This is a genomic window from Lysinibacillus capsici (assembly GCF_020217405.1).
Lineage (GTDB): Bacteria > Bacillota > Bacilli > Bacillales_A > Planococcaceae > Lysinibacillus > Lysinibacillus capsici.
In genome coordinates this window covers 1,105,518-1,128,010 of record NZ_CP084108.1, presented here as the reverse complement: position 1 = coordinate 1,128,010, position 22,493 = coordinate 1,105,518, and the positions used below count along the sequence as shown (strand labels likewise).

The 22,493-nt window shown below is 38.0% G+C and carries 21 protein-coding genes; 2 read left to right on the top strand and 19 right to left on the bottom strand.

Translation table 11 applies throughout. The features are described 5' to 3' along the window. Positions 1-16 precede the first annotated feature (16 nt). From LCP48_RS05270 to LCP48_RS05240, 7 genes are all read right to left on the bottom strand, one after another. On the bottom strand, positions 17-1,666 hold the full coding sequence (locus tag LCP48_RS05270; protein WP_225340762.1) for a DAK2 domain-containing protein: 1,650 nt from the start codon (positions 1,664-1,666) through the stop codon (positions 17-19). A gap of 18 nt (positions 1,667-1,684) precedes the next feature. Beyond that, positions 1,685-2,044: an Asp23/Gls24 family envelope stress response protein gene (locus LCP48_RS05265; RefSeq protein ID WP_004269431.1), complete on the bottom strand. Its 360-nt coding sequence runs from the start codon at positions 2,042-2,044 to the stop codon at positions 1,685-1,687. Positions 2,045-2,152: 108 nt separating this feature from the next. Then, positions 2,153-3,361 carry a GGDEF domain-containing protein gene (locus LCP48_RS05260; RefSeq protein ID WP_225340761.1) on the bottom strand — a complete coding sequence of 403 codons (1,209 nt, stop codon included), beginning with the start codon at positions 3,359-3,361 and terminating at the stop codon, positions 2,153-2,155. A gap of 168 nt (positions 3,362-3,529) precedes the next feature. Beyond that, complete coding sequence (locus LCP48_RS05255) at positions 3,530-5,134, bottom strand: M20/M25/M40 family metallo-hydrolase (protein WP_225340760.1); 1,605 nt, start codon at positions 5,132-5,134, stop codon at positions 3,530-3,532. A gap of 36 nt (positions 5,135-5,170) precedes the next feature. Further along, positions 5,171-6,598: an amino acid permease gene (locus LCP48_RS05250; protein WP_004227427.1), complete on the bottom strand. Its 1,428-nt coding sequence runs from the start codon at positions 6,596-6,598 to the stop codon at positions 5,171-5,173. A 110-nt stretch (positions 6,599-6,708) separates the two neighbouring features. Next, positions 6,709-7,470 (bottom strand): dimethylarginine dimethylaminohydrolase family protein, encoded by a 762-nt coding sequence (locus tag LCP48_RS05245; RefSeq protein ID WP_004227425.1) that lies wholly within the window; start codon positions 7,468-7,470, stop codon positions 6,709-6,711. Between the two features lie 14 nt (positions 7,471-7,484). Further along, entirely contained in the window at positions 7,485-8,357 is an 873-nt protein-coding gene (locus tag LCP48_RS05240; RefSeq protein ID WP_202342354.1) for a dimethylarginine dimethylaminohydrolase family protein, read from the bottom strand. 311 nt (positions 8,358-8,668) lie between these two features. On the opposite strand from LCP48_RS05240, the gene LCP48_RS05235 reads away from it, so the two are divergent. Next, the gene (locus tag LCP48_RS05235; RefSeq protein WP_004227420.1) at positions 8,669-9,412 is read left to right on the top strand and encodes an IclR family transcriptional regulator; all 744 of its coding nucleotides are present in this window, start codon (positions 8,669-8,671) and stop codon (positions 9,410-9,412) included. 186 nt (positions 9,413-9,598) lie between these two features. After that, complete coding sequence (gene rpmB / locus LCP48_RS05230; RefSeq protein WP_004227417.1) at positions 9,599-9,787, top strand: 50S ribosomal protein L28; 189 nt, start codon at positions 9,599-9,601, stop codon at positions 9,785-9,787. 91 nt (positions 9,788-9,878) lie between these two features. Here rpmB and LCP48_RS05225 read toward each other — a convergent pair whose 3' ends face one another. The 12 genes from LCP48_RS05225 to coaBC form a co-directional block, all read right to left on the bottom strand. Continuing rightward, positions 9,879-9,947, bottom strand: coding sequence for a hypothetical protein (locus LCP48_RS05225; RefSeq protein WP_230874924.1), 69 nt, complete (start codon positions 9,945-9,947; stop codon positions 9,879-9,881). 51 nt (positions 9,948-9,998) lie between these two features. Continuing rightward, complete coding sequence (locus LCP48_RS05220; protein WP_004227415.1) at positions 9,999-10,652, bottom strand: thiamine diphosphokinase; 654 nt, start codon at positions 10,650-10,652, stop codon at positions 9,999-10,001. Next, positions 10,649-11,317, bottom strand: coding sequence for a ribulose-phosphate 3-epimerase (gene rpe / locus LCP48_RS05215; protein ID WP_036219476.1), 669 nt, complete (start codon positions 11,315-11,317; stop codon positions 10,649-10,651). Before rpe ends, LCP48_RS05220 begins: the two co-directional genes overlap by 4 nt. A 2-nt stretch (positions 11,318-11,319) precedes the next feature. Then, the gene (gene rsgA, locus LCP48_RS05210; protein WP_004227409.1) at positions 11,320-12,204 is read right to left on the bottom strand and encodes a ribosome small subunit-dependent GTPase A; all 885 of its coding nucleotides are present in this window, start codon (positions 12,202-12,204) and stop codon (positions 11,320-11,322) included. Between the two features lie 11 nt (positions 12,205-12,215). Then, positions 12,216-14,204, bottom strand: coding sequence for a Stk1 family PASTA domain-containing Ser/Thr kinase (pknB, locus tag LCP48_RS05205; RefSeq protein ID WP_004227406.1), 1,989 nt, complete (start codon positions 14,202-14,204; stop codon positions 12,216-12,218). Positions 14,205-14,206: 2 nt separating this feature from the next. Next, positions 14,207-14,956, bottom strand: coding sequence for a Stp1/IreP family PP2C-type Ser/Thr phosphatase (locus LCP48_RS05200; RefSeq protein ID WP_004227404.1), 750 nt, complete (start codon positions 14,954-14,956; stop codon positions 14,207-14,209). A gap of 6 nt (positions 14,957-14,962) precedes the next feature. Continuing rightward, positions 14,963-16,105, bottom strand: a complete 1,143-nt coding sequence (rlmN, locus tag LCP48_RS05195; protein WP_009373537.1) for a dual-specificity RNA methyltransferase RlmN — start codon at positions 16,103-16,105, stop codon at positions 14,963-14,965. Then, a complete protein-coding gene (gene rsmB / locus LCP48_RS05190; protein ID WP_004227391.1) occupies positions 16,105-17,466 on the bottom strand; it encodes a 16S rRNA (cytosine(967)-C(5))-methyltransferase RsmB in 1,362 nt (453 codons plus the stop codon). The genes rlmN and rsmB overlap by 1 nt, the downstream gene beginning before the upstream one ends. Then, positions 17,463-18,404: a methionyl-tRNA formyltransferase gene (gene fmt, locus LCP48_RS05185; RefSeq protein ID WP_004227390.1), complete on the bottom strand. Its 942-nt coding sequence runs from the start codon at positions 18,402-18,404 to the stop codon at positions 17,463-17,465. The genes rsmB and fmt overlap by 4 nt, the downstream gene beginning before the upstream one ends. Position 18,405: 1 nt before the next feature. Further along, positions 18,406-18,900, bottom strand: a complete 495-nt coding sequence (def, locus tag LCP48_RS05180; protein WP_004227388.1) for a peptide deformylase — start codon at positions 18,898-18,900, stop codon at positions 18,406-18,408. A gap of 84 nt (positions 18,901-18,984) precedes the next feature. After that, positions 18,985-21,396, bottom strand: coding sequence for a primosomal protein N' (gene priA / locus LCP48_RS05175; RefSeq protein WP_004227386.1), 2,412 nt, complete (start codon positions 21,394-21,396; stop codon positions 18,985-18,987). Beyond that, a complete protein-coding gene (gene coaBC, locus LCP48_RS05170; protein WP_004227381.1) occupies positions 21,393-22,397 on the bottom strand; it encodes a bifunctional phosphopantothenoylcysteine decarboxylase/phosphopantothenate--cysteine ligase CoaBC in 1,005 nt (334 codons plus the stop codon). The genes priA and coaBC overlap by 4 nt, the downstream gene beginning before the upstream one ends. Positions 22,398-22,493: the final 96 nt, after the last annotated feature.

Genomic DNA, 22,493 nt, shown 5'->3' with positions numbered 1-22,493 from the left:
GCAAAGTAGCATGTAATTATTCTACTGAAATAATATATGGATATAACCCTTGTTTACCATCAAATAATTCAACTTCTACATCCGGATAGTTCTCTTCTATGAAAGCTACCAACTCAGAGGCAGCTTGTTCAGTTGTATCTTCCCCATAGATCACTGTAACTATCTCAGCATCTTCATCGACTAAATCCTTAATTACTTTTTCAGCTGCATCCTTTAGTGCTGGTGTAGAAAGGACAATTTTTCCTTCTGCCAATGCCATAAAATCATCTTTGTGAATTTCAACACCATCAATAGATGTATCACGCACTGCATAGGTAACTTGACCTGTCTTCACATTTGTAAATGCTTCTGACATTGTTCTTTTATTTACATCAACAGCCGCCTCTGGGTTAAACGCTAAAATCGCTGCCATTCCTTGAGGAATCGTCTTCGTAGGAACTACTGCTGCATCAATTTCTAATAGTTCAACCGCTTGCTCCGCTGCCATCACTATATTTTTATTATTCGGTAAGATTAATACTTTCTCTGCTCCGATTTCTTGTACAGCCTTCACGATATCTTCAGTTGAAGGATTCATTGTTTGACCGCCTTCAATGACATAGGAAGCACCGATAGAGCGCAATAATTCTGCCACACCCTCACCCATAGCAATCGTTACAATAGCATATGGATGTTTTTCTACTTTTTTAGCAGGCGTAGGGGCTTTATGTTCCTCGCCAACGATTGCTGAATGCTGCTCACGCATATTATCAACTTTAATTTTTATAAGACTACCGTATTTTTGGCCAATTGATAGAACAGAACCTGGTTGCTCGGAATGGATATGAACCTTCGCAATTTCCTCATCTGAAATAACAAGTAAAGAATCACCTAAAGGATTTAATTCATTACGGAATTGTTCTTCATTAAAAGGTTCTTTTCCTTCTTCTAAGCGTACCATTATTTCTGTACAGTAACCAAATTCAATATCAGCCGTGTTCATGAAATCTTGGGCTCTATGATGTTCTGCATTGATTAAATCATCTAGCGTCGCATCATTTTTCTCCGGAAGAGCCTCCCCCTTTAAGGAAGCTAAAAATCCCTCATACACAAATAGTAAGCCTTGACCACCACTATCTACCACACCCACTTCTTTTAAAACAGGCAGTAGGTCAGGTGTACGATCCAACGATGCCTTTGCCTCTGCTGTAAAAGCTTCCATTACGGCAATGATATCGTTTTCAGTTTCTGCTACTTCTACACCTTTTTTCGCAGCTTCACGTGCCACTGTTAAAATTGTTCCTTCTACTGGCTTCATAACAGCTTTATATGCCGTATCAACACCCGCTTGGAATGCTCCAGCAAAGCCCTTTGCATCAATTGTTGACTCCTTCTCAATAAACTTCCCAAAACCACGGAATAACTGAGATAGAATAACGCCTGAATTCCCACGCGCTCCCATTAACAAGCCTTTTGATAATGCCTGTGCTGTTTTACCAATATGCTCTGAAGCAGCATGCTCTGTTTCCTTTGCACCAGATGTCATTGATAAGTTCATATTTGTACCTGTATCACCATCTGGAACGGGGAAAACATTTAATGAATCTACATAATTTGCATTTTGGTATAGGTGATGCGCCCCCATTTGTACCATTTCAGCAAACTTTATACCGTCTAAAGACTGCATTCGATTTAGTTCCTCCTCTTAATTCGCTACACGAACGCCCTGTACAAAGATATTGACAGATTTTACGCTCATACCTAATGTTTTATCTACTGTATATTTCACTTTCGATTGTACTTGATAAGCCACTTCCGAAATTTTTGTCCCGTAACTAACAATAATGTACATATCTATATGTAAATCGTCGTCCTGTTGTCGAATTACAACACCTTTTGCGAAGTTTTCTTTACGTAAAATATCAGTTAGACCATCACGAATTTGATGTTTAGATGCCATGCCAACAATACCGTAGCATTCTACAGCAGCTCCACCAGCAATTTGTGCAAGTACATCTGTTGAAATATCAATTTGGCCGAATTCATTGTTTAATTCAATTGACATAGAAATGCCCCCTTGGCTCTTTTTGACTAAACTATATTGTAACACTTTCATTATAATTTAAGCAACCTAAGGGGGTATTGAAGGGCTTCGTAGCAACGTTTTCTGACTTCAAATAGACGCATTTGCTTCTTCATCAAAAATTGCCATTTTGCAGAAATAGTTATTTCGTCCGTTTTGCTTTGCCAAATATAGCGCTTGGTCAGCTAATTCACAACATGTTTGTAAATGCTCATATTTTGCGATTTTAGCTTGACACATTCCAATACTAACAGTAACTTGTTGGGCAATAGTAGATTGTAAATGTGGGATATTAAGTTGTCGAATTTCTTCTAAGATTTCTTCACATACGGGTTCAGCAACCTTATGAGTATGCTGGCTTATCATAACAAATTCCTCGCCACCCCAACGGGCAACAAATGCATTATATTTCCCTGCAATTTCCTCCAATAGAGATGCGACTTTGACAATTGCAGCATCTCCCTGCAAATGACCATAATAATCATTAAATTTTTTAAAGCAATCAATATCAATCATTATGACTGTTAAAGGCTGTGTTTGAGAAAGTTGCTGTCCTATCTTATTCAATTTTTGATTAAATGCACGTCGATTAGGTAGATTCGTTAAAGAATCTTTTAATGCTTGCTCTGCTAATTCATTATTTTTAATTGCCAACAATTTTGATAGTCGCTTCGTTTTGGTCATTTCCTCATTCAATAAAATATGCTGGGTGTGGATTTGTTTACGAACCTTATAGGTCTGATATTGAATCATTACACCAATAGGTATTAATAATGACATGGGTAATATAATTTTTATATTTTCACTCGCTATTCCAGCACTCATATATGCACTCACAATAATGGCTGATGCAGAAAGCAAAATAATCCAAACAATTTTTCGTAAAGGTAACGCGAACACTGTACAAATAATGATTAAAATAACCTCATACAGTGCTGCATGACGGAAAAAGTAAACATCCAGTACCGATATCGCAGTAATCAAAAGCATTATTGCGTAAATATAAACAACAACCAACCGTTCATACTTCTGTATAGTAACAGGAGTAATATGAATTCGCTTTTCTCGGATAAATAATAATACTGCAACATCTATATAAAACAAGGCGATATGAATGGCAATATAGACGGGAACCATGGCTCTTTCCGCCTTCACAAAAAATACCTCTCCATAATGTATTAACGAAATAATGGCTGATACATACATGAGTGTCCAAGCAACTATTCTCATCCCTTTTAAATTCGACTGAACCATTTCTTCGCGAATAGAAAAAGCTAATTTTTCTTGATTTTCCATCATGCTCTCTCCTCATGTCCACTTTCAAATAATTATAATGTCCTATATGTATCGTCATGATAACGAAAAATACAAGTCAATCTAAATTTTTCTGATAAATAAAAAAGTTGATACCTTTATAGCATCAACTTTTTACATTGTATTCAATTAAATATCGAAAAATTTATATGGCTAAAATAGACTTTTAATAAGCGTGTCAATCATAACAGGCATCTCTTTAAACGCACTATCCACATGCAATCGCTCTGTTTTTTGATGGGCATCCTTACCAAATGGTCCGACATTTAATACAGGACCTTGTAATGCTGCCATCTCTTTGAATGGAATATGGTACGTATCGCCCCATACAGGTGTGTTCCGTTCAAATGCTAGCCACTCATTGGATGCATCTGAATAGTTGACATAGCTTAAATCACAAATTCCGTTAAAGTAGTGGATCTGCTCCACCTCAATATCAAATGTTTGAGCTGTTTGCTTCATTAATTCAATCGACTGTTTCACTAATGGGTGATTGGATGAATTAATGGCTGGATAGTAAGGGGGTGCATATAGCAGGACTGTGGCAGGTGCTAATTCCTGACAGCGAATCATGAGCTGATCCACAATACGAATGGATTTTTCACGATCATCCCATACACGATGCTGCTGAACCTGCTGCTTAATCGCTTGTACTTCCTCAGCACCTAATTTACGGATCGCATGCTCCAATAATGCCTCGTAGCGTAAGACCTTTACCTTGCCCACACCCTGCACATTTTCTCTTGTACAAATGTCTTGATAGTGCGCATTGCAAGCAGCCATTGCCTGTAACGCAACTTCCTCAAAAATAGCCATTACCTCTGCCGCTGTCCGTTTTAACAAAAAGACATTGTAAAGTGCCGCCGCACGGTATGGTGTTTGTGTAGAATACTCCATTTTTAAATCTTTTAATTGTAGAGAAACAGGTAGTGGTGTACTTTCACCTAAATCTGTTTCACGGAAAAGGGGATTCCACTCCATATGCTGTGTCATATAGGAAGCGATAAAGGGAGCCGTCATCCCTTTTAATGGCTCACCAACATGTGTCTCTTTTCCGTAGAACAAAGCAGCAGGCATGATTTTACCAATTGTACCTGAATAAATATATTCATTCGTATCCGATGGCCCTTGTGAAAACGATGGCTCACTATTTAAAAATAATTTATAAGTTAAACCGTGCTGTTCCCGCAGTCTCACCAGTTCCACAACAGCCGCTCTCATACCAGCAGAGTTGACTTCCTCATCAGGAACCGTCGTTAAAATCAAATTAATCGGCCATTGCTCTAAGCTTGCCTTTTCGATCAACTGCATGTGTAAGGCAAGACCCATTTTCATATCCATTGTGCCGCGACCAAATAAATAATTACCAGACGCCAAATCAATCCGAGCTGCCTCTGGTAAATCTTTTAGGTATTTAGGTTCCATTAGCTTTTTCGTTAGTTCTTCTGGATAAAAGGCTAACGGCTCTAGTTCACCATATTCCTCCGTATGCACGGTATCGAAGTGACTGATTAACACAACGGTTTCTGTTGCCGTTGGATGCTTATAGAAGGCTGTCACTGCATTTCTGCCAAGCCCTGCATCATGTAATTCAATCAAGTCTGGATGCTTTTCAAAGTATGGAAGCGTTAACAATTTATCTTTTAAGCGAAAGGCAAATTTATTTTCGCCCTCCGTTAATGTCCGGCTTTCCCAGCTCACAAGTTCACATAATAGGGCACGTAGTTTTTCGGGTGTATCCCACATAAAAGTATTCATAAAATTCTCCTTTACTCACATTCGTTAGAGGTACGATTAACGAACTTCTAGTGTTTCTTCATTTTTGCTATCTGTAGCAGCAGTCGCGGCTTTTTTTAATTTCAATTGATAAAAGATCATACAGGCAATAAAGAAGCCAATCCCGTATAGTAAACCAATCCTTTGTGTTGGATCAAACGCTAAAAATACTAAAATTAAAACACAAAAGATTATACAAAATACTGGAATCAACGGGAATAGTGGTGTTTTAAATTTTAGATCAGCCACATTTCCTCCCGACTTCACATAGCGATAACGGAACATTAACTGAGAAGCACATATCCCCATCCATGAAATTGTGACAGATATACCTGCTACTGACATTAGTAATACAAATACAGCATCGGCTTCCATTACACTAGTTAATAAAGATAAGAGTGAGAATACCATCGTAAAAATAAGCGCATTTAATGGTACTTTGTTTTTCGTTAATCGACCAAATAACTTGGGCGCCATCCCCTCTTGTGACATGGAAAATAATAAACGTGTTGATGCATATAAACATGAATTACCGACTGATAAAATAGCTGTCAAAATAACAAAGTTCATGATACCAGCGGCATATGGTACACCAGCTAAATTCATTAACGTGACAAATGGACTTTCCATAAGCCCAAGCTCTGATGCTGGGAATATTGCTGATAATACAATAATGGAAGCAATATAGAAAACGATGATTCTGAATAGAATTGTACGAATCGCTCGTGGAATATTTTTTTCAGGGTTCTCGGTCTCCCCTGCTGCAATACCCACCAGCTCTGATCCCTGATAAGAAAAAATTACATTCATCATTGTTACAAAAATAATCGTAATACCTGCTGGGAATAAACCAGAAGGTGCTAAATTTGTGAGATGTGGAGTAGGACGATCTGCTAATGGAATTAAACCAAAGATTGCCGCTCCACCAATAATGATAAATGCAATCACTGCAACAACTTTTATACTAGCAAACCAGAACTCTGCTTCAGCAAAGCCCTTCGTTGTTAAAGCATTTAAGACAAATAAAAGAACCATAAACACAGCACACCATATCCAAATTGGTACACTAGGAAACCAATGTTGCATTAAAATACCTGCAGCCGTAAATTCAACGCCTGCTGTGGCAGCAGACCCGACAAAATACATCCAACCTAATGAAAAACCAGCTGAAGGACTAATGAAACGTGTTGCATATGTTTGGAAAGAGCCTGTAACAGGCATGTAAACAGCCAATTCCCCAAGACAATTCATGACCATAAACAAAATTAAGCCACCAAATAAGTAACCAATCAGTGCGCCTCCGGGTCCTGCCTGATTAATGGTATAGCCTACATTTAAAAATAAGCCTGTTCCAATAACACCACCAAGTGAAAGCATTAACAAGTGGCGACTTTTCATCGAACGTTTTAATTGATTATCGTGAAGCTGATCCCCTTTATTCAACATCCATCCCTACTTCCCATATAATGTAAAAATATTAAATATTCTGATTTTTCAAGAATGAAAGTACCCAATCAATTTTCTCTTTTAAATTGATTGGGTATTGGTAGATTTACTTAAAAACGTAATGATAAACAGCTTAAACCACCATCATGTTTTCTAAATTCAGACATATCAAGTTCAATTGTTTGATAGCCAAGGTCCAGTAATTTACGATTTGTTTCTGGATAGCCAGCTGGAATAATAATATAATCATTTACTTGAATACAGTTAGCTGAATATTCATCCTCTTTAGGAATCACGATTTTTTCGTAAGATTCAAATGCAGGATGATCGACAAATTCACCAGCTAGCACCATACGATTTTCCCCAACATAGGCAATTCCAGTTTTTAAGTGAAAGAATTCTTTTAATGGAATAATAGTTACTTCATAACCTTCTTGTTCAACAATCTCTTTAAATTGCTGAGCGCCTTCTTCATTTGTGCGCTCTGAGATCCCTACGTAAAACTTTTTCTCTGCTTGTAGTACATCTCCACCATCAAGTGTTCCAGAACCTTTAATATAGTAAATTTTTTCATAGAATTGCTTTACAGCTGGTTCGATTTCTTCAATTTCGCGGTTACGAGCTGCTGCTCCAGGATTCGAGATAATAGCAAATTCAGGCGTTAATACAGCTGTATCCTCTACAAATGTTGAATCTGGAAATGCTTCATTTGCTGGTAATTGTGTAACTTCTACACCGCATTTTTTTAAAGCCTCTACATAGTGTTCATGTTGTTCAAATAATTTTTCTAAAATGGGCTTTCCTAAATCACTAGTTGTTAAACCGTTTACAAAACTATTTCCTGGATTTTTAACAATAACATTTTTAAACATATTCATCTTCTCCTTTATCCTCTTACTACTGGGCAAGTTAGGCAAGTCGGCCCACCTGTTCCTTTAACAGTAATTTCATCGCCTTTATATTCGTACACAGTTGCTCCAGCATCAAGTAGCTGTTGCTTTGTTTTTTTGTTGCCTTGAGGAATCACACATACCCTTGGTGCAAGCGCTAACACATTACAGCCTAACGAATCATATTCACCTTTAGGTACTTCTACTAGCTGGATGCCACGCTCAATTAGCAGTTGTCTGAAAAATACTGGCATTAAACGCGAATGCACAACAGCTAAATCTCGGTCTACCATACTTATGAAAGACATTAAATGTAAACATTCAGCTTCACCAAGATCATGTGGTAGTTGTACAACTATAAATTCATCTACCATATCGGCTGTCATTTCCTTTAACTGACGAATGGCTTCATCGTTTGTTCGATAACCTCTACCCACAACGAGCGTTCGATTATCTAGCCAAACAATATCTCCACCGTCTGAAACTGCCTCTCCAGTAAGTTCACCAATTACTGGAATACCTTTTTGCTGTAAAAAGTCCTTGTATACTGCTGCTTCTGGTTGTCTTAATTTTTTGCCTGACTTCAGTATAATGGCACCATTTGGTGTGAATTTAACTGGATCATGTGCATAGAGAGAATCTAATCCTACTTCATCTGCTATAGGCAGATATTCAATAGTCTCCACATACTTTTCAAGAATCCCAATAAATTCAGCGTATTCCCTTAGAGCTTCTTCATAATTAGGCTCAGATAAGTAGTTAAATGTTTTCCATTCCTCACTAAGATGTGTTTGGCTTTGGAAAGCATCTTTTGGATCTTTTACAATAACGTGTTTCAAAGGCGCATACATTGATGAACAATAATGCATTCCTTTCACCTCATTTCCGTGTAGTGGAAAACGTTTCCGTTAAGAGGAAAGTTTATATGAAGAATATATTCGTTTTATGCTATACTGTCAATATATTTAGAAAACTTTTATTTTTCTTTCAATCTAGATTGCATTCACCCTTGGAAAAAAAGCTGTATTAACATTTATTAAATAGGCCTTAAAGGATCTTTTTGTAGCTTTCGTGTATTAAAAATAAAGCATTTGTTTAGACTTCTGATTTGTACGGGAATATTGGAACTAGACGTAGGTGGAGAATAAAAATAAAATAGGATGAAGGGAGGTGGGACAAATTGCAATTATTAGAGCGGGCAATGACAATTGCCAAGGTTTTAGCTGCTGATGCAAACGACAGTAGCTTGTCCATTTCAGAGCTTTCTACAAAATGCGATTTACCGCTAAGTACTTTACATAGAATTTTAAAAGCCATGATTAAACAAGGGATGATTGAGCAAGATGAACAGACAAAATATTATCGGCTTGGAACCATATGGATGGAACTTGGCTTACAAGTGTATGATACGATGGATTATATTAGCAAAATTAGACCTGAGTTAGAACGATTAGCCAGGGAGGTTGAAGAAAGCGTTTATTTAAGTAAACCAGCTGGATTAGATACGATTATTATAGAACGGATAGACAGTGCAGCAAATCCGATTCGTATTTATGATCAATTGGGTATCCGCATACCTATGCATATCGGAGCGGCCAATAAGGCCATACTTGCCTCAATGTCAGCAATACAATCCAAAGAAATTCTAGAGCAACTAGTAACTAAAGATGAAATGGCCGAATTAGAGGCGCAGCTTCATCAAATTCGGCAACAAGGCTATGCAATAAGTCATGGAGAACGAACTGCAGGTACTTCATCCATTGCTGTCTCTATTTTAGATGGTTTTGGTGAAGTGATAGGAGCAGTTAGTATTGGTTTTGTAAACTTTAATGTCTCTCAAGATCATATTAATACATTAATTGAGCGATTAGTTGATACTGGTAGACGTGTATCGCTAAAACTTGGTTATCGAGGAAAAGGATAAGAGAACTATTCTCCTTTAAACTTCACTACTTTTCATAAACGTTTTATGTCTGTAAAGGTTTTTTTCTTGAAAGGTTATGTGAAAACTGTTGCACTGAACGCCATCGTATGTTAAATTATTATGGTATGTGAAATACCGAACTGAAATAATAATCTTTCAGCATCAACAGTAAGGAGGGAATACAACATGCCAAAACAATGTGTAATCACTGGACGTAAAGCTCGTACTGGTAACAACCGTTCCCACGCTATGAACGCTAACAAACGTACTTGGGGTGCTAACCTTCAAAAAGTTCGTATCTTAGTTGACGGTAAACCAAAACGTGTATGGGTTTCTGCTCGTGCATTAAAATCAGGTAAAATCGAGCGCGTTTAATCGCTGCTTCTAAAAAATCGATTTCGCATTGAGCGCAATCGATTTTTTTCTTGATTAGTATTCTATAAGAAAGTAAAAAATCCGACTAACACTAGTCGGATTTTTTTACTTTCTTATCTTTTTTAAATAGGTTAATACACGTACGCGTGATACTACTCACGAATTTCGGCAATTGGAACGTATATACTTTCAGGACTCTCTCCCCCTTACGCTAATCTATGCTTCTTATCATTAAACATATGCCTTGCGAGAAAGATATAGACCCTGAAGTTCCTATTATTTCATTACTTGTAAATCGAGATGTTCCTAAGGAAATTTCCTCATTCGTTGTTTCATATTTTACTTGTCGTAATGTTACACCTTGAATAGGCTCCTCGTGAGCAAAAAAAGACAAGTAACGGTATCGAGCATCTGCATAAATTGTATGTGTGCCTGGTAGTAAAAATTGCAACATATTAGTATGATTGATTATCTTTAACTCAATTTGAGGATGCTCTTTTTGTAACCGATAAATAGAACGGACAGCTGCCTCGTAATGATCTAAACGCCCACCCGTCACACCTGTCAAAATAATTTCTTGTGGTTCAAACGTATAGGCTTTCAGCAATGCTAAATCCGTGTCTGTTTCATTTTTCTCTTCTTGGAAGCGTTGTTGATTATTGGTTTGTGCCATCACTTGTCGATATTCTTCATCTGTTAAAGAATCAAAATCACCTACAATGGCATCGGGCGTTATTCCGTGCTCAATTAAATATAAGGCGCCACGATCAGCCCCGATAAACACAACATCCTGTTGTTGCTGAAACGATGAAAATGAACAAAGCTCATTTTTTGGACCACCTGCACAAACAACGACTGTCGTCATCCTTTAATCGCTGCCTCGCCAGCTAATAAAATTTCTTGAAGAGCAGCTGTTCGATCTTCTTTACTATAGATGGCTGACCCAGCTACAAAAATTGTCGCTCCAGCCTGTGCACATGGCACAATTGTTTCAGCAGTAATACCACCATCAATTTCAATGGCAATATCTAAGCCCCGCTCCTTAATTATTGTTGATAATGCTTCAATTTTAGATACAACAGAATGGATAAATTTTTGTCCACCGAATCCAGGATTAACAGTCATTAATAATACCATATCAATATCTTCTAAAATGTGTTGAATTGATTCTATCGGTGTATGTGGATTTAATACGACACCCGCTTTTACACCAAAAGAACGGATTAATTGAATTGTTCGATGTAAATGATGGCATGCTTCTACATGTACCGTAATATAGTCTGCTCCAGCTTTTGCGAACTGTTCGATATACTGATCTGGATTTTCTATCATTAAATGCACATCTAATGGTAACTTCGTTAATGGACGGATAGCATCCAATACAATGGAACCAAATGAGATATTCGGTACAAAGTGACCATCCATTACATCAATATGAATAAGTTGTGCACCTGCTTGCTCTACTTCCTTTACTTCTTCACCTAAATTTGCAAAATTTGCTGCTAAAATTGATGGGGCTATTTGTATCATCATTAATACCTCGGCTTTCTATCCATAATTTCTTGCATAAATTGTTCATAATGCTTGTAGCGGTAGTCTCGAATTTCCCCTGCTTCTACCGCTGCCTTTACTGCACATTTTGGCTCTTTCAAGTGTAAGCAACCTCTAAATTTACAATCATCCGCCACTCTTGCCATCTCAGGAAAACATACCCCCAATTCTTCTTTCTCAATTTCGTCAAAATCTAAGGAACTAAACCCAGGCGTATCTGCCAATAAACCATCACAGACCTCTATCAGTTCAACATGACGAGTGGTATGTTTCCCCCGTCCTAAGCTTTGGGATATAATACCCGTTTTTAAATTCAACTCTGGAATGAGCGTATTAAGTAAAGTTGATTTCCCAACGCCCGATTGGCCAGCTAAAACAGTGGTTTTTCCCTTTAAAATAGGACGTAATCGTTCTACTAATTCTTCTTCATCTTTATATGTTTGCAAAACTGTATAGCCCATGCTTTCATAATCTGCTATATAATTTTGTAATTCCTCACGTTCATCATTTTCTAGCAAATCCATTTTTGTTAAACAAATAATCGGGTGTACATGGAAGGATTCTAACACAACTAAAAAACGATCCAGTAAAATGGTATTGAAATTCGGTTCCTTTACAGAAAACACCAAAATACCTTGATCAATATTCGCAATTGGCGGACGTACTAATTCATTTTGACGCTCAAAAATCTTTTGTATTGTCCCATCAGAGCCTTCAGTTTCCATTGTATACTCTACAATATCGCCTACGAGTGGGGATTCGCCACGATTACGAAATACCCCACGTCCTCGACATTGAATCAGTTGATGTCCATCAAATACATAATAATAACCACTTAATGCTTTTCTTATTTGGCCTTGCGCCATCCAATTCCTCCTTAATCGACATCATTATAATTAACTTTGCCTTCTAAAATTATTTCTGAGTCACGAATTATTCTATAACTCGCATCTTTGCCATCTTCAATTGTAAGCTGAATGTTGTATGGCGTATCACTTAAAATTTCAAATACTTCAACAGGTTCAGACAATGTATGATTTTTATCTTGAATTTCAATTCGAATATTTTGAGCTATTCCCTCTTCTGTAGGTTTATACTCAATGACTACAGGTATGAGACGTAGTTTATCGGGCTGTTTTGCTGGCCCTTTACTGATTACAACCGATATCATAGAACCTTCTTCTACCATAGTACCCGCTTTTGTCAATTGCGAAATTACACTGCCAGCTGGGATGGTTTCATGATGTTCTTCACGAGATATACGCCAATTGAGACCTGCTCTTTTCACATAGTCATCCATATCAGCTTTCGTATAATTTACAACATTTTCAACCCTTACCATTCTAACTCCTTGGCTAACTTTAAACGTGATTGTTTCTTCTTTCGCTACTACCTCAGAATTTGGCGGTATGCTTTGTTCAATAATTCTTCCTTCTGGCTCATTAGAAGGGACATCCTCTTTTATTACGTCTTTATACTTTCCTTTTATTAAAGCTTCAACTTGACTATAATTTTGTCCTACATAATTATCAACAGTCGTCATCTCTACACCTAAACTAACGATTAAGTCTACCTCTGAGCCTTTTTCACGTAATGAATTTTTTGATGGGTCCGTTTCAATAACTTTCCCCTTCTCTATTTCCTCATGATTTCGCTCCTGATGCTCTTCACCAACAACAAATCCATCTGCTTCTAATTTTTTTGTCGCTTCCTCTATTGTTAAATTGGCTACATCTGGTATAGCCACTTTTTTCGGGCTAAATAAATCTTTTGCAAAAATAAAGAATAAGAAAATGACAACCGCTGCAATGAATAGTCCTGCAACATATTTGGGCCAATTTTTCTTCTTTGCCTTTACAGGAACTGGCTTTTCTACAGGCTTTTTAGGTTGTGGTTGAGAAGGTGCTTTAGCTTCCATAATCGGTTCAATAACTCTTGTTTTAGTTAGATCTTCGTCTTTTTTATGCATCTGCTCTTTAATGATGGGAATAGCTCTCGTTACATCATTATCCACAGGTATGACAAATTTGGGATCATTGATTCTAGATGGTGTTAGTACGGTTTCCAAATCTTCATACATTTCTTCCACTGTCGTATAACGATGGGATGCATCTTTGGCAGTAGCCTTTAATACTACATTTTCCAAGCTTTGGGGAATCGTTGCATCAAAAGCACGGACAGAAGGCGTTTCAGCTTGTAAATGCTTAAGTGCTATTGAAACAGCAGATTCACCAGAAAATGGAAGTTCACCTGTTAATAATTCATATAATACAATACCGAGAGCGTAAATATCTGATTTGTTTGTAGCTGTACCGCCGCGAGCTTGCTCCGGTGATAAATAATGGACTGTACCAAGCACAGAATTTGTTTGAGTAAATGATGTAGCACTTAACGTCATCGCAATACCAAAATCCGTAATTTTCACATTACCTTCCGCATCCATTAATATATTTTGCGGTTTAATATCACGGTGGATAATATGGTTTTCATGGGCATTAGCAATGGCAGACGTTAATTGCTTCATAATATGCACACTTCTAGCAGGAGAAATTGGTGCAAATTCTTGTATGTACTGCTTTAATGTTTTTCCTTGAACATATTCCATCACAATATAGTGTAGATCTCCATCGTCACCTACATCATAAACACTAACAATATTTGGATGTGTAAGACTTGTAGCAGACAGTGCCTCACGTTGAAAACGTCGATGTAATTCATCCTCATTGGAAAAATCATAGCGTAATATTTTAATGGCTACATCACGATTTAAGATCATATCGTGTGCTAAATAAACATTGGACATACCTCCGCCACCAATGAGTTCTAAAATTTTATAACGGTCACTAATTCTTTTACCTACAAGCATTCTTACACCTCCTCATCCCTTTTTGTTAATAGCACGAGGGAGATATTGTCTTCTCCCCCGCTGGCATTTGCTAATTCTACAAGTTTACGTCCCTTTTCCTTAATGGAGTCTGGATACGTAATTATCGATGCCATTTCATAAACAGTTAGTTTATTGCTTAATCCATCTGAACAAATGAGTAAATACGATTCTGATGCTAAATCTACTTCATAAAAGTCTGGTTCGATTGTGTCCTCTGTCCCAACCGCTTTTAAGATGAAATTTTTCTTTGGATGTGTCAAAGCCTCTTCTTCGCTTATCTCACCATTTTCGACCAAGACGTTCACATATGAATGATCTCTTGTTATTTGTTGTGCACCATCTTCAAAGAAATAATACACACGACTGTCCCCCACATGTGCAATGAAGCAATGTTGTTCTTCGATTAACACTGCAATAAATGTCGTGCCCATTCCTTTACAGTCTTCATGTGATAAAGAATAGTCATATATTGTTTTATTCAATTGCTTAACTGTTTGTAATAACCATTCTTTTTTTGATGTTGTGGATTCAAAATGATGTGTGTCTGCCTGTAAAAAAAAGGATTCCATTTGTTGAATTGCCATATCACTTGCTACATCACCAGCATTATGACCACCCATGCCATCCGCTACAAGTGCTAGTGCAAGCCCATCTGGACGTTTAAAGAATGCAGCACGGTCCTCATTAATGGATCGTTTTAAACCAATATCACTTTCGACTGTGTATTCCAATACTGGTCACCTCGTTTCTTCAGATCTCTCTTGTGCACGTAATTGACCACACGCAGCAGCGATATCTGAACCTTGCTCTCGGCGGATCGTTACGTTAATACCATTTTTCTTTAATGTTTTTTCAAAAGCAAAAATTTGACTACGAGATGTACGAACATAATCACGTTCCGGTACATAGTTTACAGGAATTAAGTTGACATGACATTTAATTCCTTTAATTAAAGCAGATAGTTCCTCTGCTATTTCTACTGAATCATTTTCACCAGACATCAGCCCATACTCAAAACTCACTCGTCTACCTGTTTTTTTTGTATAGTATCGCACAGCATCCATTAATTCTTCCAATTTATAAGCACGGGCAATTGGCATTAGCTTTTGACGTGCTTCTTGGTTTGGCGCATGCAGAGAAACAGCAAAGTTAATTTGTAATTGTTCATCCGCAAATTGGTAAATTTTAGGTACAATACCCGATGTTGAAACCGTGATATGACGTGCTCCGATATTTAAACCTTTTTCATGATTGATCACTTTTAAGAAATTCATCATTGCATCATAGTTATCGAAAGGTTCACCAATACCCATAATGACAATATGAGATACTCGCTCGCCCAATTCATCTAATGTTTGCTGTACTTTGACAACTTGCTCCACAATTTCTCCTGCTAATAAATGTCGCTTCAAACCACCTAAAGTGGATGCACAAAACGTACAGCCAATTCGGCAGCCTACTTGTGTTGTTACACAGACAGAATTTCCATATTCATGGCGCATTAACACAGTTTCTATAGAATAGCCATCTTGTAATTGGAATAAAAATTTAATGGTACCATCTTTAGATTCTTGTTTAATAATGGTTGATAGTGTGGATAATGCAAAATTTGCAGTTAGTTTTTCGCGTAATCCCTTTGAAAGGTTTGACATTTCTTCGAATGTCTTTACACGTTTATTATACAGCCAGTCAAAAATTTGAGCAGCACGGAAAGGCTTTTCGCCATTTTCCGTTAGCCATTCTTCTAATTGATGAGGTTGTAACGAATAAATGGATTCTTTTAAATTTGGCTTTTCTTTTTTTACGCGTCGAACGGGCTTTTCTTCTGCTTCTTCGACTAAATCGTTAATACGTTCATTAAATTTCTCTTGATCCACCATTAGTTGGATTCTCCTTTTTTACGAAAGGCGGCGACAAAGAAACCGTCACTGCCAAAGTCTTGTGGAAAGACTTGAAGCATGCCATTAGCTTGCTTTTCCGCTAATTTTGTTGGTAAAGATTCTAGTTGTATAGCTTCCATTTCTGGATGTGCTGTTAAAAAGGCTTTCACAGTGCCTTCGTTTTCTTGTATGTCTACTGTACACGTACTGTATACAAGCTTACCATCTGTTTTCAAAACTTTCGTTGCTGCATCAAGTAAAGCTAATTGGATTTTTTGAAGACTTTCTAAATCCTCTTCTCGCTTTGTATATTTAATATCTGGCTTACGTCGCATAACGCCTAGTCCACTACATGGTGCATCGACTAAGATAGCATCAAAAGACGCTGCTTGTAAAAATTCTGGTGCTTTCCGTCCATCTATTGGGGCTGTTTCAACAATATCAAGCCCTAGACGCTCTGTATTATGGTCGATTAAATCTAATTTATGTGGATGAAGGTCTGTTGCTAAAATAGATCCTTCATTTTGCATTATTTCGGCAATATGTGTTGTTTTTCCACCAGGTGCCGCGCACATATCCAAGACACGCATACCTGGAGATGGATTTAGCACATTAGCAGGTATCATTGAACTTTCATCCTGAATAGTAATCATACCTTCTTTGAAGGCTTTTGTACGAGCTGGTTGACCGTTTGTAATGTATAAACACTCTGGTATAACATCGCTTTGAATAGCCGTTAATCCTTCTGCCTCTAACTCAGCAATTGCTTGTTTTACAGTTGCTTTTGTTGTATTAACACGCACAGTCTGCACAGGCGGTCTATTATTTTCATGCAACATTTCAGTCGCTACTTCAAGACCGTAGTTATCAACAAATCTTTGAACTAACCACATTGGATGACTTGTTTCTATAGAAAGACGCTCAATTGGATCTGCTATATCATCTGTTGAAGGGACACCACTGCGTAACACGGATCTTAAGATGCCATTGACCATAGAAGCAATTCCACGATGTCCTCGACGCTTGGCAATTTCTACTGCTTCGTTTACTGCAGCGTGAGGAGGGATACGTGTTAAATAATGGATTTGATACAACGAGATTCTTAATAACCAGCGAACCCAATGATCAATTGAACTGCGAATAAATGGCTCTAAGTAATAATCAAGTGTCATTTTATACTGTAAAGTTCCATACGTTATTTCAGTCAATAAAGCACGATCTTTTGCTTCAATTTTATGTCGTTTAATTGTTTCATTTAGCAATAAGTTGCTATAAGCCTGATTTTTATCAACTGCTAATAGAATTGACAATGCGGCATCTCGTACATTGCCATCCCAAATCACTACACTTTTTTTACTCATTTGAATTGGTCCCCAATCTGTAATTTAGAACCTGTCCCACGTAAATATTCCTCTGTGGTCATGCGCTTTTTCCCAGCTGGTTGCACATCATATAATGCTAAAGTTGTCCCGTTGCCAGCTGCTACCTCAAAATGATCTTTATCAATGGCAACAACTGTACCTGGATTCGCCTCATGCTTACTTTTGCCAATCGTTGCCCACCAAATTTTAAAATTACCATCCTCAAAAGTGGTATAAGCAACAGGCCACGGATGAAGACCGCGCACTTGATTGTATAAAGTAATAGCATCATTTGTCCAATCGATCCGTTCTTGTTCCCTTGAAATATTACTTGCAAAGGTAACTTGTTCTTCATCTTGAACTGTACGATTATTTGTACCATTTATAATAGAAGGAAGTGTTTCCTTGAGTAATTCACAGCCAACCATACTTAGCTTATCAAAAAGTCCACCAGTATGATCATCTTCTTCAATAGGGATTGCTTTTTGAGAGATAATATCTCCCGCATCAAGCTTTTCTGCCATATACATGATCGTTACTCCTGTTTCTTTTTCACCATCCATGACGGCTTGGTGAATTGGAGCACCTCCACGATATTTTGGTAATAGTGATGCATGGACATTAATGCAGCCTAGAGCTGGTGCATCTAATAATTCTTTGGGTAGTATCTGTCCAAATGCTGCTGTTATCACTAGATCAGGCTGTAGAGCAAGAATCTGCTGTAACTCCTCGGAGCCACGTAATTTTTCGGGTTGAATAATTGGCAAGCCAAGTTCCAACGCTGTTGCCTTTACTGGCGGCGGTGTTAGTACTCGTTTACGCCCAACTGGACGATCTGGTTGTGTTACAACTGCTTTAATAGCATATCCTTCATCATGTAGCATACGCAAAATAGGTGCGGAGAAGTCAGGTGTCCCCATAAAAACGATAGATGTCATTTTATTCCTCCTCTTCGGCGTACATTTCTTCTAGTTCTTCTGCTGTGACAATACGCTTGATTTTTGAATCGAAAAGCACACCATCTAAATGATCAATTTCATGTAAGATCGCACGTGCATCAAAGCCACCTGCCTCTAATTCATAAACACGTCCTTCACGATCACATGCTTCAATTTTGACATAGCTAGGACGTTCTACTTCTCCATATAAACCTGGAAAGCTCAGGCATCCTTCAATATCTACTTCTGCTCCGTCCGTTTCAACGACAGTTGGATTAATCATTTCTAAAATATCACGTTCTTCACCTAGTTCAACAATTGCTACCCGTAACCCTACGTCTATTTGTGGTGCCGCAATTCCAACACCATCATATTCCACCATTGTGTCATATAAATCATCAAGTAACGTAATTATTTCATCATTTATTTCTGTCACTTCAGCACACGGTGTTGATAGTACCTTTGCAGGGTTTTCAATTACTTTTTTTATAGCCATGATTATTTCCTCATTTCTGCTTTAAAGCTAGTCCACTAGCTAATTGATACTTTTATTAAAAATCGTGCTACTATTACACGCTAACTATATAGTAGATGGATCTAAATCTACCGTCATTAATATTCCTTGCTTAATCCACTCTGCTCTATACATGGCAAGTAGACGTTGTAACACAGGAATTAGATTTGGTTCAATTTTATATTTTATCAAACATTGATAACGATATCTATTTTGGAGACGAGCAATACTCGCAGTTGTTGGTCCTATTATTGCGACTTGATTCGATAAGTTTCCTCGTAACCAATCAGCCACCCGGCCAGCATATTCAGCAGCCATCATGACATCTTCATGGGATAATTGAATAAGAGCTACAAAATAATAAGGTGGATAGTTGGATCTGCGACGTAAAAACATCTCACGTTCATAAAATGGTTCATACTCTTGGGATTTAGCTAATTCAATTGCGTAATGCTCAGGTGTATACGTTTGAATGATGACTTCCCCTAGCTTGTCATGTCTCCCAGCACGTCCACTTACCTGTGTTAATAGCTGAAATGTTCGCTCTGCTGCGCGGTAATCAGGTAAATGTAAGGATGTATCAGCACTAAGTACACCAACTAGCGTAATATTTGGAAAATCTAGACCCTTTGCAATCATTTGAGTACCAAGCAAAATATCTGCTTGCCCTGCCCCAAATATCTCCAATATTTCTTCGTGTGCCCCTTTATGCTTCGTAGTATCTACATCCATACGTAATACTCTTGCCTCAGGAAACAACTTATACAGTTCCTCTTCCACCTTTTGTGTACCTGTACCAAAATAACGGATATGATCACTTTGACATTGCGGACATATTTGTGGAACATGTTCCTCGTAACCACAATAATGACATTTCAATTTTTCAGTTGTTCGATGATAGGTTAATGAAATATCACAATTTGGACATTGGACAACTGTTCCACAATCTCGGCAGAGTACAAATGATGAATAGCCACGACGGTTTAAAAACAGCACCATTTGCTCTTTTTTCTCAAGTCTTAAACGGATTGCTTCTATCAATGATTGGGAAAACATCGAACGATTACCTTGTCTCAGCTCTTCACGCATATCTGCAATAAAAACAGTCGGCAAAGCCTGATGTAAAGCACGGTGTTTTAAGGAGAGTAGCTTATATACTCCCTTTTTAGCTCTTGCAAATGATTCTAATGCTGGTGTTGCACTCCCTAAAATAATAGGACATTTATAAAATTCGCTACGCCAGATGGCTACATCTCTTGCATGATAACGCGGTGAATCTTCTTGCTTATAAGTTGATTCATGTTCCTCATCCAATATAATAAGCCCTATATTCGTAAAGGGAGCAAAAATAGCTGAACGAGCTCCAACTACGACCTTCACTTTGCCTTGTTGAATTTTACGCCATTCATCATATTTCTCACCTACAGATAATCCACTATGCATCACAGCAACCATCTCACCAAAGCGACTGCGGAATCGTTCGGTCATTTGTGGAGTTAAAGAGATTTCAGGTACCAACATAATGGCTTCTTTTCCTTCTTCTAATACCTTTTGAATAGCCTGCAAATAAACCTCTGTTTTGCCACTCCCGGTCACACCATGTAATAAAAAGGTTTGCGCCATTTGCTGATCCATAGCTGTAGTAATAGCTTGGAGAGCAACCTGCTGCTCATCCGTTAATTGTAAGGCTTGTGTACGTGAAACTTCCTTCGTAAATGGATCACGAAATACTTCCTCTTGAATAAATTGAGCAGCTCCTTTGTCAATTACTGCCTCTAATACTGATATAGAGACCCCTGCTTCGTCACAAATTTGTTGGGGAGTAAAAACCTCTCCTAAGTGTTGGCACATCCATTGCAATAATAGCCGTTGTTTAACTGCCCTGGATGACTGCTCTAAGGCACGTTCAATAAGTTGTGGGTCTGCTGTTATTTGAACCATTCGAATTTCTTTCACATTTCCCTGTTGCTTCACAACATTTTCGATTGTAACAATGTTATCTGCAACCAATTGTTTCAATAAGGGTAGTAAACCTGCTCGCTCAAATTCTTTAAAATTTGCTCGTTGACGCTTCCCGAATATAGCCTGTACCTCTAGTGGCAATTGTTGACCTTGTTGTAGCTTAATCATTTTTTCATACTTGGCTCGAAGTGCAGATGGTAACATCACTTGCAAGGCATCTATTTCATAGCAAATCGTATCGTTCTTCAACCACTTCGCCATTCGCAACATCTCTTCTGTCAGGACTGGCTCCATATCTAAAATTTGATTGATTGCCTTTAGTTTATTTAACGGTACATCTGTTTCTTGCTTCAATCCAACAACAAAACCCAGGACATTCCTTGGACCAAATGGCACTTTCACACGACTTCCTAACTCGATAACACTAATCCATTTTACAGGTACTTGATAATCAAATGGACGGTCTACATGGTAAGTAGAGACATCTACAATGACCTCTGCTATCAAGAAGCTCATTGTTCCTCACCCTTTATAATATATGACCATAATGCCTGAGCAAAAAGTTGTGGGTTCATTGTCGCCAAAAACTGTCCGTTAAGCTGCGCTTTTTCGCTAAAATCAATCCATCTCTCAGAAAGTATATTAAGCATTGGTGTTCCTTGCACTTTTTGCCCGAAAGTGATCGCTTTTATGCCTTCTACCGAAATGATCGGCGTTTCCTTTATAGTCGGCACATTTGCTGCATGGATTAATATTGCCTGAGGGTATTGGATTTTATAAGCCTCCAGTTGCTGTATAGCATCAAACAAATTAGAATTTTCTATTTCAATTACATGTGCGCCTAGCATTCTTGCTTCATGTGCTAAAGCTCGGCCTATGGCTCCATTTGCCTGTGGACTAATTACATGCTGTTCATCCAATGGTACATGCAGGGCACCCGCAGTCACTATGACTGTTTTACCTGTTAGTGGTTTTGTTTTTCTCGAAAAAAAATCTTGAACAAGTGCAGTGATTTTCTCTGGCTCCTCTAGACGGCCCTTCCCGACATAGCCACATGCTAAAAAACCTTCGGAAGGCTCAATAAATTTGTAGCCATCAGCTGATAGCCTATCCAAATTACGTTTTACCGCTGGATGGTCGTACATGTGTACATTCATGGCTGGTGCAATCCATACAGGTGCTGTCGTAGCAAGCAGGGTTGTTGTGATCATATCATCTGCTATACCATTGGCCATTTTTCCTATTATATTTGCTGTAGCGGGCGCTACTAAAATTAAATCAGCCCAGTCTGCTAAGTCTATATGAGCAATCACACTTGAATCTTTTTCATCAAACGTGTCAAAATAAACATCATTTTTGGACATCACTTGAAAACTTAATGGATTTACAAACTGTCTAGCAGAGGCTGTCATGATGACTTTTACATTGGCTCCTGCTTGTGATAGCTTGCTTACGAGTGCCACAGCCTTATATACGGCAATCCCGCCTGAAACACAAAGTAAAATATTTTTATTCATGCTAGGTGTCGTCCTTTCAAATGATAAGCTCCCAAAGAAGGATTCCCTGGGAGCTTTCGGCATTCTGTATAATCAAAATCTACTGCTAACTAGACT

What these genes read in the sequence shown, in the direction of transcription:
- LCP48_RS05270 (WP_225340762.1), bottom strand. Translation starts at nt 1,666, where the DNA reads ATGCAGTCTTTAGACGGTATAAAGTTTGCTGAAATGGTACAAATGGGG.
- LCP48_RS05265 (WP_004269431.1), bottom strand. Translation starts at nt 2,044, where the DNA reads ATGTCAATTGAATTAAACAATGAATTCGGCCAAATTGATATTTCAACA.
- LCP48_RS05260 (WP_225340761.1), bottom strand. Translation starts at nt 3,361, where the DNA reads ATGATGGAAAATCAAGAAAAATTAGCTTTTTCTATTCGCGAAGAAATG.
- LCP48_RS05255 (WP_225340760.1), bottom strand. Translation starts at nt 5,134, where the DNA reads ATGAATACTTTTATGTGGGATACACCCGAAAAACTACGTGCCCTATTA.
- LCP48_RS05250 (WP_004227427.1), bottom strand. Translation starts at nt 6,598, where the DNA reads ATGTTGAATAAAGGGGATCAGCTTCACGATAATCAATTAAAACGTTCG.
- LCP48_RS05245 (WP_004227425.1), bottom strand. Translation starts at nt 7,470, where the DNA reads ATGTTTAAAAATGTTATTGTTAAAAATCCAGGAAATAGTTTTGTAAAC.
- LCP48_RS05240 (WP_202342354.1), bottom strand. Translation starts at nt 8,357, where the DNA reads ATGCATTATTGTTCATCAATGTATGCGCCTTTGAAACACGTTATTGTA.
- rpmB (WP_004227417.1), top strand. Translation starts at nt 9,599, where the DNA reads ATGCCAAAACAATGTGTAATCACTGGACGTAAAGCTCGTACTGGTAAC.
- LCP48_RS05220 (WP_004227415.1), bottom strand. Translation starts at nt 10,652, where the DNA reads ATGACGACAGTCGTTGTTTGTGCAGGTGGTCCAAAAAATGAGCTTTGT.
- rpe (WP_036219476.1), bottom strand. Translation starts at nt 11,317, where the DNA reads ATGATACAAATAGCCCCATCAATTTTAGCAGCAAATTTTGCAAATTTA.
- rsgA (WP_004227409.1), bottom strand. Translation starts at nt 12,204, where the DNA reads ATGGCGCAAGGCCAAATAAGAAAAGCATTAAGTGGTTATTATTATGTA.
- pknB (WP_004227406.1), bottom strand. Translation starts at nt 14,204, where the DNA reads ATGCTTGTAGGTAAAAGAATTAGTGACCGTTATAAAATTTTAGAACTC.
- rlmN (WP_009373537.1), bottom strand. Translation starts at nt 16,105, where the DNA reads ATGGTGGATCAAGAGAAATTTAATGAACGTATTAACGATTTAGTCGAA.
- rsmB (WP_004227391.1), bottom strand. Translation starts at nt 17,466, where the DNA reads ATGAGTAAAAAAAGTGTAGTGATTTGGGATGGCAATGTACGAGATGCC.
- fmt (WP_004227390.1), bottom strand. Translation starts at nt 18,404, where the DNA reads ATGACATCTATCGTTTTTATGGGGACACCTGACTTCTCCGCACCTATT.
- def (WP_004227388.1), bottom strand. Translation starts at nt 18,900, where the DNA reads ATGGCTATAAAAAAAGTAATTGAAAACCCTGCAAAGGTACTATCAACA.
- priA (WP_004227386.1), bottom strand. Translation starts at nt 21,396, where the DNA reads ATGAGCTTCTTGATAGCAGAGGTCATTGTAGATGTCTCTACTTACCAT.
- coaBC (WP_004227381.1), bottom strand. Translation starts at nt 22,397, where the DNA reads ATGAATAAAAATATTTTACTTTGTGTTTCAGGCGGGATTGCCGTATAT.